The organism is Pseudomonas japonica (genome assembly GCF_013522925.1).
Lineage (GTDB): Bacteria > Pseudomonadota > Gammaproteobacteria > Pseudomonadales > Pseudomonadaceae > Aquipseudomonas > Aquipseudomonas japonica_A.
Genome location: NZ_JAAMQU010000009.1, coordinates 235,923 through 248,857 on the forward strand (window position 1 = coordinate 235,923; position 12,935 = coordinate 248,857).

At 61.5% G+C, this 12,935-nt stretch carries 13 protein-coding genes and 1 pseudogene; 8 read left to right on the forward strand and 6 right to left on the reverse strand.

The features are described from left to right. Positions 1 to 40: 40 nt before the first annotated feature. Positions 41 to 2,644 (reverse strand): glycosyl hydrolase family 28-related protein, encoded by a 2,604-nt coding sequence (locus tag G7016_RS16195; protein WP_181116258.1) that lies wholly within the window; start codon positions 2,642 to 2,644, stop codon positions 41 to 43. A gap of 93 nt (positions 2,645 to 2,737) precedes the next feature. On the opposite strand from G7016_RS16195, the gene G7016_RS16200 reads away from it, so the two are divergent. Beyond that, positions 2,738 to 3,040 carry a hypothetical protein gene (locus G7016_RS16200; protein WP_219854719.1) on the forward strand — a complete coding sequence of 101 codons (303 nt, stop codon included), beginning with the start codon at positions 2,738 to 2,740 and terminating at the stop codon, positions 3,038 to 3,040. Continuing rightward, a complete protein-coding gene (locus G7016_RS16205) occupies positions 2,950 to 3,891 on the forward strand; it encodes a gamma-glutamyltransferase (protein ID WP_308812174.1) in 942 nt (313 codons plus the stop codon). The genes G7016_RS16200 and G7016_RS16205 overlap by 91 nt, the downstream gene beginning before the upstream one ends. 20 nt (positions 3,892 to 3,911) lie before the next feature. On the opposite strand, the gene G7016_RS16210 is transcribed toward G7016_RS16205, so the two are convergent. Further along, entirely contained in the window at positions 3,912 to 5,102 is a 1,191-nt protein-coding gene (locus tag G7016_RS16210; protein ID WP_181116261.1) for an MFS transporter, read from the reverse strand. A gap of 108 nt (positions 5,103 to 5,210) precedes the next feature. On the opposite strand from G7016_RS16210, the gene G7016_RS16215 reads away from it, so the two are divergent. Continuing rightward, positions 5,211 to 6,131, forward strand: coding sequence for a LysR family transcriptional regulator (locus G7016_RS16215; protein ID WP_181116264.1), 921 nt, complete (start codon positions 5,211 to 5,213; stop codon positions 6,129 to 6,131). A 166-nt stretch (positions 6,132 to 6,297) separates the two neighbouring features. Further along, a complete protein-coding gene (locus G7016_RS16220; protein WP_181116267.1) occupies positions 6,298 to 7,470 on the forward strand; it encodes a zinc-dependent alcohol dehydrogenase in 1,173 nt (390 codons plus the stop codon). Positions 7,471 to 7,552: 82 nt separating this feature from the next. Here the strand turns inward: G7016_RS16220 and G7016_RS16225 are convergent, their stop codons facing one another. Continuing rightward, positions 7,553 to 7,957, reverse strand: coding sequence for a carboxymuconolactone decarboxylase family protein (locus G7016_RS16225; RefSeq protein ID WP_181116270.1), 405 nt, complete (start codon positions 7,955 to 7,957; stop codon positions 7,553 to 7,555). Between G7016_RS16225 and G7016_RS25165 the strand changes: the two genes are divergently transcribed. Beyond that, positions 7,956 to 8,192 (forward strand): hypothetical protein, encoded by a 237-nt coding sequence (locus G7016_RS25165; RefSeq protein WP_258195212.1) that lies wholly within the window; start codon positions 7,956 to 7,958, stop codon positions 8,190 to 8,192. The genes G7016_RS16225 and G7016_RS25165 overlap by 2 nt on opposite strands. A gap of 3 nt (positions 8,193 to 8,195) precedes the next feature. On the opposite strand, the pseudogene G7016_RS25615 reads toward G7016_RS25165, so the two are convergent. After that, positions 8,196 to 8,321 (reverse strand): annotated as a pseudogene (locus tag G7016_RS25615) (MerR family DNA-binding transcriptional regulator); the annotation flags it as partial. A gap of 153 nt (positions 8,322 to 8,474) precedes the next feature. Here G7016_RS25615 and G7016_RS16235 point away from each other — a divergent pair. Then, positions 8,475 to 9,065, forward strand: coding sequence for an NADPH-dependent FMN reductase (locus tag G7016_RS16235; protein ID WP_181116276.1), 591 nt, complete (start codon positions 8,475 to 8,477; stop codon positions 9,063 to 9,065). Between the two features lie 13 nt (positions 9,066 to 9,078). Here G7016_RS16235 and G7016_RS16240 read toward each other — a convergent pair whose 3' ends face one another. Both G7016_RS16240 and G7016_RS16245 read right to left on the reverse strand, forming a co-directional pair. Further along, complete coding sequence (locus G7016_RS16240; protein ID WP_181116279.1) at positions 9,079 to 10,410, reverse strand: ATP-binding protein; 1,332 nt, start codon at positions 10,408 to 10,410, stop codon at positions 9,079 to 9,081. Continuing rightward, positions 10,407 to 11,150, reverse strand: a complete 744-nt coding sequence (locus tag G7016_RS16245) for a response regulator (RefSeq protein WP_181116282.1) — start codon at positions 11,148 to 11,150, stop codon at positions 10,407 to 10,409. Before G7016_RS16245 ends, G7016_RS16240 begins: the two co-directional genes overlap by 4 nt. A 220-nt stretch (positions 11,151 to 11,370) precedes the next feature. Between G7016_RS16245 and G7016_RS16250 the strand changes: the two genes are divergently transcribed. Together G7016_RS16250 and G7016_RS16255 are read left to right on the forward strand one after the other, a co-directional pair. Then, on the forward strand, positions 11,371 to 11,634 hold the full coding sequence (locus tag G7016_RS16250; RefSeq protein ID WP_181116285.1) for a DUF2790 domain-containing protein: 264 nt from the start codon (positions 11,371 to 11,373) through the stop codon (positions 11,632 to 11,634). Between the two features lie 70 nt (positions 11,635 to 11,704). Next, positions 11,705 to 12,919 carry a cytochrome c biogenesis protein DipZ gene (locus G7016_RS16255; protein ID WP_181116287.1) on the forward strand — a complete coding sequence of 405 codons (1,215 nt, stop codon included), beginning with the start codon at positions 11,705 to 11,707 and terminating at the stop codon, positions 12,917 to 12,919. Positions 12,920 to 12,935 lie beyond the last annotated feature (16 nt).

Consider the following 12,935-nt stretch of genomic DNA (forward strand, 5'->3'; position numbering starts at 1 on the left):
GGATGCAGTACAGTTCTCGCTGACAGTATTAGGGCCGACATCAGGCATGCTCGGCGGCGGCTATTCCTATTGGCAGAATTTCAACGCTGTGGTCAGCAAGGACAGAGGCGTGGTTTGTGTCTGGCACCGATGAGGAGGTACTGAATACAAAGTTGTCGGCAGCAAGCGTATCCCGATAATTACCCTCCAGCCTTAGCTCGAACCGATGGCCGTCACTGTCCACCTGGTTCGACTGCACGTATGTACGATCGGTAGTGGCGCTATATGCCAGCTTCAAGGTGCCGTTATCACCGTTGCCGAGCCCGGTGAACCCCAGGGCAGACACATCGATACGGTCCACTGACACCAGAAAGTCGTCACCGATCAAGTCTGAGGCACCATGGTAGCTGTCGCTGATCTGCTGGTACACGAAGGTGTCGGCCCCACTTTCACCATACAGCCGGTCACCGCCGCCGCCACCTATCAGCACGTCGTTACCGGTACTGCCCCACAAAGTGTCAAAGCCGTCGCCGCCCACACGATGGCTGTCGAAGAAGCCACTGGGATCAGGTGTCGAGGGTGCCAGGATGAAGGCGTCGCCGTAGGTCGACCGGCCATCGCCTCCAAAACCATATCCTAGCAGTGTCACCGCGAAACGGTTACCGGCCTCATCGGCATCAAGGGATTCGATCGTGGTCAGTCCTGTATTACTGTCATAGGACTGGGTTAGTGTGCCGTCGTGGCCATTCCCGATGCCAATAAAACCTAGCGCAGAGACGTCGATCAGGTCGCCCTCGTCCTGGCTGAAGTCCATCAGCAGGTCAACGTGACGAGTGACGTCAGTATCGTTGACATAGCTGTCGCTCAGCGCCTTGTAGACGAACGTGTTGTGGCCGTCCCCACCTGTCAGACGGTCAGCGCCAATATCGCCTTGCAAACGATCGTCACCTGGGCCGCCGTAAAGAGTATCGTCACCTTCATGGCCTACCAGAAGCGCACCGCCCTCCCGTGTGGTAGTGAAGGTATCGGCATCGCTGCCACCGTCCCGGCGGAAATAGAAGTTGTCGCGGAGGAGGCTGCCCTGGTAGTGGCCGTTCAGCGCCAGCTTGAAACGGTAGCCATCGGCATCAGCATCCAGGCTCTGCAGGTAGGTGGTGTCGGTATTGCTGTTGTAGCTGAGCAGCAGTGTACCTTTGTGGCCGTTCCCCAGGCCCCTCAGGCCGAGTGCGGTAAGGTCCAGTTGATCGTGAGCCGCGCCGAAGTCCAGGATGCGGTCATGAGTATCGCCGGCCGTGCTGGCGTAACTGTCCTGCAGACGGGCATACACAAACACATCGTCGCCCGCGCCGCCGGTAAGGCGATCCGCGCCCTGGCCCCCGTCCAGCACGTCATGGCCCGCGCCACCGTCCAGCACGTCGCGGCCGCCACCCGCGTGTATCAATTCGGCGCTGGGCGTACCCACGAGGTGGTCGGCGCCGTCGCTGCCCAGAAACGTAAACGTGGTTTTTTGCGATCTGCTGTTCACATGGTCAAAATCACTGATCACCTGCCCTTGCTGCGTATGGCTGATGACATTGCCGTAGAAAGAGCGGTATTGGTAGCCAGTGGCGGCATAACGATCCTCCAGGCCGTAAGTCGATTGATCGCTACCCACGATAACGTTGTCGACCAGGTCGTAGTGTGTGTCTGCAGCGTAGGTCTGCCCTTGAGCGCTGGTGAAGGTGTCCACAAGGATCTCTGCGGCAGCGCCACTCTGGGCATTATCGTGGATGTAATTTTGGTAAACCGCCGTCAGGTAGGTGCCGAGCAAGGCAACACCTTCTTTCCCATTGCCATAAATCTCGGTATGGCTGACACCCATACCCTTGATTCCCTGGAGCTCAATACCCGCCCCGCCATTGCCGTGCACGGTCCCTCCGACAATACCGCCCTGGATCGACACCCAGTCCGTCTCCAGGCCGGCCAGCAAGATGCCATTGCCCGCATTGTCGTACGCATCGTTATTGTCGAACACAGGGGGGCCAGCGTAATCCTGGCTCGTTTTCAGATCGAAGCCGTCGCCGCCGTTCTCATAGGCCTTGTTGTCGGTGAAACTGATGTCATCCCGACGGGCCTGCTCATCTTTGAATTGGGTGGCAAAGCCGTCGCCGTCGTTGTCATGGGACACGCTGTCATATACATATCCAGCAGTGGTAAGCGCTTGGGCACGTAGCCCGTCGCCACTGAAGTTCTGAAACTCAACGCCGGCGACCTGAAAGAATACGGTATGTGCTGTGTTATCGGTCGCGCTGCCGGTGACAAAGCCGTCAACCGTTCCGCTGGTGTTGGCCTTGTTGCCGTCCAGGGTCAAGTTGCTGATGGTTGTGTCTGTGGTATTGAAGTGGGCTGCGGTGTGGATCAGTCCCGCCACGTCATTGCTGGAACCATCGGCCAGCTTGAGCGTGGTGAGCCCCATGCGTTCGCCGTTGAGTGTCACATGGCTTTTGAGGGTCAGGCACCCACCATCACTGTTGGGGCCACTGACAATATAGGTACCGTGAGGCAGGTAAACCTCGCCGCCTCCCGCCTTCGCGGCGGCATTGATAGCTTTTTGAATGGCCAGGGTGTCATCGCTGACGCCGTCACCTTTGGCGCCGTAGTCGAACACATTGAAGATCGTCGTCATGAACGATTTTTCCTTGAGGGGATAAGAGATACGGCCGCTCGACTACGGGCTGAACGGAAGAAAGCCAGTCTAAAGACTAGGGTATTCTGGCTGATGTTCTTGATGTTCACCTTGATGTCCACCTCGGGCCTGATGGTGACCTCACAGATGGCAAGCTTTGCCAAAGACTTCGGCATGACAACGGTCATGGTGATGGGTATGGCTGCCCTGCCCTTGGCAATGACCATCGACCGGATATGCAACGGCCTTACCCGCCCGTTGTTTGGCTGGATTTCCGACCGCTACGGCCGCGAGAACACCATGGCATGGCCCAAGGCATTGGGGCCATTTACGGCGGGCCGGTTGCCGCCCTGCTGCATCAATACACGGATAGTTGGTACCCGGTATTTGCCGTAGCCATTCCCTTCGACATTGTTACCGCATTGCTGGCGTTCTTTGTTCTCAAACGCATGCCCGACCACGCAGGCCTTGGCAAATATCAGGCAGACGGCGCCGACCATATCCATACCCTTGTCGAAGCCACCAAGCTCGCCTTCGCCGTACGGGACGAACACATCGCCGACCCTGAGCACATGACCATCGACCCGCAAGCCTGCCTGGTGCCGGAGTACCTGCAAGCACTGGCGAGCCGGATCGTCCCGCAGTACGCTGCGCCCTGGGGTGAGGGCAAGGGCCCGGGAGATACCATCTGGATGGGCCTGATTGATAACGACGGCCTGGCCGTGTCGTTCATTCAAAGTATCTACCACGAGTTTGGCAGTGGCATCGTATTGGCCGAATCGGGGCTGAATTGGCAGAACCGGGGTGCATCGTTCAGCCGCGACCCCAGCCACTTGCTGGTGCTCAAGCCCGGCAAGAAGCCCTTCCACACCCTCAACCCCGCGGCGGCTCGCTTGAACGACGGTAGCATGCTGGTGTACGGCACCATGGGCGGCGACGGCCAACCCCAAACCCAGGCCGCGGTATTCAGCCGTTACGCCGTGTTCGGTCAGCCCCTGCAACAGGCCGTAACCGCGCCGCGCTGGCTGTTGGGCCGCACCTGGGGCGAAAGCTCCGACAGCCTGAAGATCGAGTCCCGGGTGGACGGCGCCGTGATCGACGAGCTCAAGGCGCGCGGCCATGACGTCGAAATTCTCGGCCCTTTCACCGAAACCATGGGGCATGCCGGCGCCGCGGTGCGCTTGCCTAACGGCTCGTTCGAAGGCGCTTTCGACCCTCGCGGGAATGGAGCCGCCGCAGGTTACTAGATGCGCGGCTACGAGGAAGATTACGCGCGGCGCATCAGCAACAGCGCGACCACCACCGCCATGGCGGCGATCAACGTAGCGATGATGCCGATGGAGCCCAAACCATAGTGGCCGATGCCGATACCACCAAGGATGGCGCCCAGGCCGATGCCTGCGTTGGCCGCTGAAATGTTCATGGTTGCCGCCAGTGCCTGTGCCTGCGCACCGGCCTGCATGACCCGAACCTGACACACCACAAACAACGCGGTGTAACCGATACCCCACGCGACCAGCGCGACGATCAGCCAGAGGTGATGCGGTGCCAGCGGTACCGCCGCCAGCATGCCGGCACCCGCCAGCACCAGGAACACCACCATGGCGGCCAGCGGCTTACGGTCGACCATGCTGCCACCGAGGTGATTACCCACCATGCCGATTGCACCGAAGCCCATCAGCCACCATCCCACCTGGCTGGCAGGCACCCCGCCCAGCCGCTCGAGCACGTCGGCCAGGTAGGTGTAGGCGGTGAACAGCGCGGTGAAAGTAAGGATCGACAACAGCAGATGCGCCAGGAAGCGCGGCTGGCGCAGGATCGCGGTCTGCTTCTGGTCGGGGTTCGTGCTGGCAGACACGGGCAGTGTCGGCATCACCAGATGCATCAAGGCACCAATGAACAGCGCAATCGCCGCCAGTATCCAGAAGCTTCCCCGCCAGCCCACGGCATCTGCCGCCAGGGTACCCAGCGGTACACCGAACACCAGCGCCGCAGTGATGCCCAGGTATACCCGGCCCACGGCCTTGCCCGACTGGCCCGGCCCTGCCAGCTGCCCCGCCGTTTCGCTGGCGGTACCCCAAAACACCGGCAGCGCCAAGGCTGGGATGAAACGGGCAAGCGCCAATACCCAGATATTCGTGGACACCGCTGCCAGAACGTTGGACGCCGCAAACACCATGAGGATGACGGTGAACAGCTTTTTGCGTTCCACGTGGGCCAGCTTTGCCGTGAGCACCGGCCCGAACAGCATCACCGTAAACGCGAACAAGGTGACTACCTGCCCCGCCAGGGCGATGGAAATGTTCAAGTCCCGAGCGAGCGCGGGCAACAGCCCCACGATCAGGAACTCAGTAGTCACAATGATAAAGGCGGCAACCGCCATGATCAGGATCTGAACCCCTGACCGTGAGGTGTCCGCAGCGGCGGCTGTGGCCTCTGCTGTGGCTGAGGATTGCATACAACTTAACTCCAAACAGGTTTTGGCATAGCCTATTGGAGAAATAGGGAGTGATCTCGGCTGTTTTTTACGAAGTGATTGGAAGTGGATTCATCAATTGGAGGTTCAGTGTTTTCATCCGAACGCCTGAAGGGCATTGACGTGTTCGTGATCGTTGCCGACCTGGGCAGCTTTACCGCAGCGGCCGAGCGGCTGAATCTCACCAGTTCCGCGGTCAGCAAAGGGATCGCGCGGCTGGAGGCTCGGCTTGGCACCCGCCTGTTCCAGCGCACTACCCGGCGGCTGTCGCTCACCGAAGCCGGGGAGACCTTTTACCGAACGTGCGCCACCGTGTTGGCTGACCTGGAAGAAGCCGAGATAGCCTTGACTTCGACCCACACCGAGCCTCAGGGCAAGGTGCGCATCGACTTGCCCGCCTCCTATGGCCGGTTGCATGTACTGCCGCTGATCATCGAGTTCATGAAGCAGCATCCAAGGCTGTCCCCACATATTTCTTTTTCTGATCGCTACGTTGACCTGGTCCACGAAAATATCGACATCGTGGTCAGGATCGGCGGAGCAGGTGCATGGCCCGCCGCCGTAGGGCACAGGTTCTTCGGAACACCCAAGCTCATCTTTTGCGCTTCGCCGGATTACCTCACACGCCACGGCCAGCCTGAGTCAGAGGCGGATCTGGACCGGCACTTGTGTGTGGGTTATGGGCTGAATGACGGAATGGCGATCCCTTGGTACTTCAAAGGGCGCCAGCAAGGCGACATCGAGCGCCGAATCATGCATCCCCATATCGCCGTAGGGGACGGAGAGGGAGAAGTGATGGCCGTGCTGGCAGGGCTGGGCATTGCTCAGCTGCCCACATGGTTGGTTCATACCCATCTGGAAAGCGGGCGAATGGTGGAGGTGCTTCCTCATCTGGCTACTCAGGGCCAGCCGATGAACCTGGTATGGCTCAAAAGCCGAGAGGCCCTGCCGAAAGTGAGCGCCTTGATAGCGTATCTGGGTGCCAACCTCACGCCTACAGGCCGGCGGTGAGCCGGGCGCACAGCGCAGCGGGGAGTAACCACTGCACTAACCATCCATCACCCCGCAACACCGCAAGCGGTACTGGGTTGGAACTTATCGGAGGGCCTTTTCACCGAAAATAACAGGTGGCCTCGACCTTGGCCGCCGTACCGACCACAACCCAGGAGGTTTATCGATGAAAGCATTACGCTGGCATGGAAAAAAAGACATCCGTTGTGATGACCATCTACCCGACCCCACGATAGAACACCCGCGGGACGCCATCATCAAGGTCAGTTCGTGCGCGATCTGCGGCTCGGACTTGCACCTGTACGACGGCTTTATGCCCGGGATGAAGCATGGCGACATCATGGGCCATGAGTTCATGGGCGAAGTGGTGGAAGTGGGCTCGGAAAACAAGAAGCTGAAGATCGGCGATCGCGTGGTCGTTCCCTTCACGATCTGCTGCGGGGAATGCGATCAGTGCCGCCGGGGCAACTTCTCCGTTTGCGAGCGCAGCAACCGTAACAAGGACCTGGCCGATAAAGCCTTCGGCCATACCACGGCGGGGTTGTTTGGCTATACCCACCTGACCGGGGGCTACCCGGGCGGGCAGGCTGAATACGTACGCGTGCCGTACGCGGACTTCACCCCGGTGGTGATTCCCGACGGGCTTACCGATGAGCAAGTGCTATTCCTCGGCGACATCTTCCCGACCGGTTGGCAAGCGGCTGTGCAATGCGATATCGAACCCACCGACACCGTGGCGATATGGGGCGCCGGCCCGGTGGGGCAATTCACTGTGCGCAGCGCGGTGATCCTCGGCGCCAAGCAAGTGGTATGCATCGACAATGTGCCCGAGCGCCTGGCGATGGCCAAGGCTGGAGGCGCTATTACCATTAACTTCGATGAAGAAAGTGTACTGGATCGCCTCGCCGAACTCACCGGCGGCAAGGGCCCGGAAAAATGCATCGACGCGGTAGGCATGGAATCCCACGCTACCCGCTCCTTCGATTCCGTCTACGACCGAGTGAAGCAAGCAGTGATGATGGAATCCGATCGCCCTCACGTGCTGCGGGAAATGATGTATGTGTGCCGCCCGGCTGGCACGCTGTCCATCCCAGGCGTGTATGGCGGCCTGATCGACAAGATTCCGTTCGGCGCCGCGATGAACAAGGGCCTCACGTTCAAGATGGGGCAGACCCACGTCAATCGCTGGACCGATGACCTGCTCAACCGTATCCAGGAAGGGCAGATCGACCCCAGCTTTGTGATCACCCACACCGTAAGCCTTCAAGACGGCCCGGACATGTACAAGACCTTCCGCGACAAGAAAGACGGCTGCGTGAAGGTAGTGCTCAAGCCCTGATCCGCGCGTACTAGCCGAGGTTGCGGGCTGTTCCGTGAATTCGGGGACGGCTCGCCCATAAGGCCCTACCCCATGGGGCCCCCTACCCCTGATCCGTCCGAGCTGCGAACACTTCCCTGGCCGCGAACAATCCGTTCAGCGCGGCCGGGAAGCCGGCATACACTGCCATCTGCATAAGTACTTCGGTGATTTCTGCCCGGGTAAGCCCGACGTTCAACGCCGCCTCGATATGCACCTTCAATTGCGGCGTTGCATTACCCATCGCCGAAAGTGCCGCCACCGTGGCGATCTCTCTGTCACGCAGGCTCAAGCCAGGGCGGGAATAGATATCGCCGAAAGGGAATTCGAACAAGTAAGTGGCAAAATCAGGGGCGATGTCAGCCAGTGCGCTGACGACCTTGTAGCCGGCCTCGCCATCGATCTGTGCCAGGGCTCGTTTACCGCGTTCCAGCCGGCTCTCGCTGGCGTTGGGAAGGTGCTTGGTCATGGTCATTTATCCTCGAGGTGTGACCGGCATAGCCGGCAATCTTTTGGTCAAGGACGAGCAGGCAGTGGCTGAGTTCGGCGACATGGGCGCGAACACGTTCGCGGTGTTGCACAAGCAACTCGCACCGCTCGGCTTCGGTTTGCGCGCCACGCGCTCTAAGGTCGGCGTAGCGCAGCATTTCCCGGATGGGCATTCCCGTCGTTTTCAGGCGGTCGAGAAATTCGATCCACATTAGGATGGCGGGGGCATAATCCCTTTGGCCGGCGTGGTCACGGTCGGCAAAAGGCAACAGCCCGATGCGTTCGTAATACCGAAGTGTGTGGGCCGAAAGCCCCGAGCGTTTTGCCAGTTCACCGATTTTCATAAGCACCCTGTCGTCCAGACACCCCGAAGGCTAGAACTTCGAGCGTACTCTAAGTCAAGCGGTAGGTTGACGTTGGCTATCGGGATCGGTCGCCCGCCACGCCGACGCACTGAGCTAGGCTGGATAGACCCCAGCTTCCCCAAGGCCCAGACCATGCCCCATACCGAACCACTCACCATCGCGGTACTGCTCGGCTCCGTGCGTACCGAGCGCCAAGGCATCAAGGCGGCACGCCTGCTGTTGGCGGCACTGGAAGCCCGGGGGCATGAAGCGGTGCTGGTGGACCCGATGGACACCCGCCTTCCCCTGCTGGACCGGATGTACAAGGAATACCCGAAAGGCTCGGCGCCCGCAGACCTGGAGCGCCTGGCCACGCTGTACCGCCGTGCCGACGGTTTTCTGTTGGTGAGCGCTGAATACAACCACGGCGTGCCGCCCGCGCTGAAGAACCTGCTCGACCATTTTCTGGAAGAGTATTTCTGGCGGCCTTCGGCAATTGCCTGCTACTCCGCGGGCGGCTATGGCGGCGTGCGGGCAGCCATGCAACTGCGCGCCATCGTTGGTGAGCTGGGCATGCCCAGTATCCCTAGCCTGTTCGCCATCCCACGTATCGGTAGCGCCTTGGGCGATGACGGCCAGCCCACCGAGCCGCGCGTCACCAGCCAGATGAACCGCTTTCTGGACGAATTCGAGTGGTACATGCAGGCGCTTCGTCGCCAGCGGGCAGGTGGCACGCCCTATTGAAGAAGCGGGCCAGTCAGGTAGCCGACTGGCTCGCCCCTCCTGCCCCTGGCAACTCGACCTCCGCGCATAACCCCCCGCCTACGCGGTTACACAACCGCAACTGGCCGCCCAGGCTGCCGGCCAATTGCGAGGCGATGGCCAGGCCCAGCCCGGTGCCGCCGGTGTCACGGTTGCGCGAGCTTTCCAGGCGGTAGAACGGCTTGAGCACGTCGCTCAATGCCTCTTCCGGTACCCCCGGGCCGCGGTCGAGTACCTGGATGGCGAGGCGGCCGCCGGGGTAATGTTGGACCTGTACCTGGGCCTCACCGGCAAATTTGAGCGCGTTGTCGATCAGGTTGGTCAGCAGCCGGCGCAGGGCCTGGGGGCGGCTGGTGATCACCCGCTCGTGCGGGGCCGAGAGCTCAACCGCCTTGCCGGTATCGAGGTAATCGAATACCAGGCTTTCCAGGAACGCATTGAGCTGCAGGCGGATGGCGGGCTCCCGGGAGGGCTCGGTACTGCGGGCGAAGGCAACACCTTCCTTCACCAGGTGCTGGATTTCGGTGAGGTCGCTCCAGAGCTTGTCCTTTTCGACGCTATCATCCATGAACTCTACCCGCAGTTTCATCCGGGTGATGGGCGTTTGCAGGTCATGGGAGATCGCAGCGAGCAGCTGTACCCGTTCTTTCACATAGGCCGCGATCCGGCGCTGCATGGCGTTGAAGGCCACGGCGGCATGGGCCACTTCCGTGGGGCCACGCTCCTCCAGGGATGCCGCAGGCTGGTTCGGGTCCAGGCTTTCCGCGGCTTGGGCCAGGCGTGTAAGGGGGCGGATCGCGGTGCGCACGGCCAGCCAGGTACCGGCCACCAGCAGGGCCAACTGTGCGGCCAGCAACAAGGGCAACCAAGGCGACAGCGGCATGATGGAAGGCCGCACGTCGATGGTCAGCGGCTCGCCATCGCTTAGGCGCAGGTGGGCCTGGTAATGCGGCGGCGAGTCCTCGATCGTTTCGAAGGCCACCGGGTAGCGAGCCCCTACCGTTGCCTTGATCGACTTCACCGACATGGGTTCGTCACCAGCACCCATGGGCGTGCCCGCCTGCCCCGCGCCCAACTGGTAGCGGTAATTGGAGCGCTCCAGCCGCGATAACCAGCTGGCGCGTTCGGCCGCTGGCAGTCGGTCCAGGATCGCGACAGAGGTGTCGATGTCATGCTCGAAGTTGCTGAGCATCAAGGACCTGGCGCTGTTGTAGCGTTCATAGGTTTGCAGCGCGAAGGACAGCCCCTGCGCGAGCAGCAGGCTGGCCAGGAAAATCAGCGACAGCCGGGCAGCCAGGGTGCGGGGCCACGGTAGCCAACGCCTCACAATGGGTTCTCCAGCAACTGCACCGGGAAACTGAACACATACCCCTCGTTGCGCACGGTCTTGATGTACGCCGGCTGGCGAGCGTCGTCGAGCAGGCGCTGGCGCAGGCGGCTGACCAACAGGTCTATGGAGCGGTCGAACAGGTCGGCTTCCCGGCCCTGGGTAAGGTTGAGCAATTGCTCGCGGCTGAGCACGCGCTGCGGATGATCGAGGAATACCCGCAGCATGCGGTATTCCGCCCCGCTGAGGGCCACCACGGTGCCCTGCGCATCAAGCAGGTGCCTGGCCGTGGTATCGAGCCGCCAGTCGCCAAAGCCCAGCAGCCGCGCCTGCTCACTTACCACCAGGTTGGGTGGCAGCATCCGTGTGCGGCGCAGCACTGCGTTGATCCGCGCCAGCAGCTCACGGGCCGCGAATGGCTTCACCAGGTAGTCGTCGGCGCCCATTTCCAAGCCGATGATCCGATCGGTTTCGTCGTCCCGGGCAGTGAGCATCAACACCGGCGTGGCGCGGTGCTTGCCGGCGCGCAACTCCCGGCACAGCACCAGGCCATCGTCGCCGGGCATCATGATGTCGAGCACGATCAGGTCGACCTGCGCGGTGTCCAGAAACGCCCGCATCTGGCGCCCATCCGCCGCCAGGGTGGTGCGCAGGCCGTTCTTTTTCAGGTAGTTGCCTACCAGCTCTCTTATCTCTCTGTCGTCATCGACGATCAGAACGTGATCAACCTTGGCGTCCATCACTGGGCCCTTGCAGTCGTGGGGTGCTGGCAGTCTACCGGCAGCGCCTTTGGCTGACAGCTCGCTTTGTAGCCTTATGTATCAGCCTACCGGGCAGATACTCGGCGCAACATTAAAGGGCCGCAGCGGACACAAGCGAGATACCTCCGGGGAGTGAAATGTGCTCAACAAGCCGCAACCAGGCTTGAACGGCCACCCCATCACTCTTGGAGAAACACTCATGAACATTAAAGCCTTCGCTACCTCGCTGTTCACCGTCGCCCTGTCGCTTGGTGCGGTCATGGCCCACGCCGACACGCAAACCCTTCACCAGAGCTACCAGTACGGCACCCACCTGGATATCCAGCACGTGAATTCGGTGACTGCGGACGACGGCCCTGCTTGCGGCGTGACCACCTATCACATGGCCTATGAGGACTCGCAAGGCCAGCAGCACGTGCTGGATTACCTGGGTGGTACCCCGGGCTGCACCAACCAGCAATAAGTGCGAGGCCATCCAGCGCTGCCGGAATGTACCGAGGCGGCCACCGCTTTCATCGAAGTCGGAGAACGCCATGTTCATCATTGCTTTCCTGGGCGGGATGTTGACCATCCTCAGCCCCTGCATTCTGCCGGTTGTGCCGTTCCTCTTCGCCCGGCTGCACCAGAGCCGCGCTTCCATCGTGTTCACCCTGAGCGGCCTGGTGATTACCTTCGCCGCGGTGTCCAGCCTGGCGGTGGTCGGCAGCAACTGGGTGGTGCGGGCCAATGCCGCCGGGCGCCACATCGCCCTGGCGGTGATGGTCGTGTTCGCGCTGTCCCTGCTGGCCCCCCGGCTTGGCACCTGGTTGGCAAAGCCGTTCGTGGCACTGGGCAACCGGCTGGCTCCGGCGGGGCCTTCATCGGCCAGCCCCTTCACATCGGTGCTGATCGGCGTGGCCACGGGGCTGCTTTGGGCACCCTGTGCCGGGCCTATTCTGGGGATCATCCTCAGCGGCGCCATGCTCAGTGGCCCCAGCGCTCAAACCAGTGCATTGCTGCTGGCCTATGGGGTAGGTAGTGCGGTGTCGCTGGGCCTTGTGATGCTGGCCGGCAAGCGCATGGCGAAGCACTTGCGGTTTTCGCTTCCTGTGATGGCGTGGGTGCGCCGAGGTGTGGGGTGCCTGGTGTTGCTGGCGGCGCTCGGGATTGCCGGCGGCGGCACCGGAGCGCTGCTGGCGGGTACCTCTTCAGCCTTTTCTGCCCGGATCGAGCAAGGTGTGCTGCGCGGCGTTTCGGCGGTTGTGGATCGGCTCACCGCTCCCGCCGTGGCTGCGAGCGAGCCGGACCTGACGCCGATGGGCCAGATGCCTTCGTTGGCCGGGGCGGTGCAATGGCTGAATTCGCCTGAGCTCACCCCCGAAGCGCTGCGTGGGAAAGTGGTGCTGGTGGACTTCTGGACCTACGACTGCATCAACTGCCAGCACACCCTGCCCTACGTGAAGCAATGGGCCGAGCGCTACGGCAAGGACGGCCTGGTGGTGATCGGTGTGCATACCCCGGAGTACCCGTTCGAGCGAATCTTGGCCAATGTACGGCAACAGGTGGCGCAGCTGGGCATCACCTACCCGGTCGCTGTGGATAACGACTACGCGGTGTGGAAAAGCTTCGGCAACCAGTACTGGCCTGCTCATTACCTCATCGACGCCAATGGCCAGGTGCGCTACAGCCACTTCGGAGAAGGGGCTTACGACACCCAGGAAAAGGCAATCCAGACGTTGCTGGCTGAGCGCGCTTCCGCTGCTCGATAAAACGCGCCCACTCCCT

Excerpts from the sequence above, each read along its gene's own strand:
- G7016_RS16195 (WP_181116258.1), bottom strand. The coding sequence starts at position 2,644 with ATGACGACGATCTTCAATGTGTTCGACTACGGCGCCAAAGGTGACGGC.
- G7016_RS16200 (WP_219854719.1), top strand. The coding sequence starts at position 2,738 with ATGTTCTTGATGTTCACCTTGATGTCCACCTCGGGCCTGATGGTGACC.
- G7016_RS16205 (WP_308812174.1), top strand. The coding sequence starts at position 2,950 with ATGGCCCAAGGCATTGGGGCCATTTACGGCGGGCCGGTTGCCGCCCTG.
- G7016_RS16210 (WP_181116261.1), bottom strand. The coding sequence starts at position 5,102 with ATGCAATCCTCAGCCACAGCAGAGGCCACAGCCGCCGCTGCGGACACC.
- G7016_RS16220 (WP_181116267.1), top strand. The coding sequence starts at position 6,298 with ATGAAAGCATTACGCTGGCATGGAAAAAAAGACATCCGTTGTGATGAC.
- G7016_RS25165 (WP_258195212.1), top strand. The coding sequence starts at position 7,956 with ATGGTCATTTATCCTCGAGGTGTGACCGGCATAGCCGGCAATCTTTTG.
- G7016_RS16225 (WP_181116270.1), bottom strand. The coding sequence starts at position 7,957 with ATGACCAAGCACCTTCCCAACGCCAGCGAGAGCCGGCTGGAACGCGGT.
- G7016_RS16235 (WP_181116276.1), top strand. The coding sequence starts at position 8,475 with ATGCCCCATACCGAACCACTCACCATCGCGGTACTGCTCGGCTCCGTG.
- G7016_RS16245 (WP_181116282.1), bottom strand. The coding sequence starts at position 11,150 with ATGGACGCCAAGGTTGATCACGTTCTGATCGTCGATGACGACAGAGAG.
- G7016_RS16250 (WP_181116285.1), top strand. The coding sequence starts at position 11,371 with ATGAACATTAAAGCCTTCGCTACCTCGCTGTTCACCGTCGCCCTGTCG.
- G7016_RS16255 (WP_181116287.1), top strand. The coding sequence starts at position 11,705 with ATGTTCATCATTGCTTTCCTGGGCGGGATGTTGACCATCCTCAGCCCC.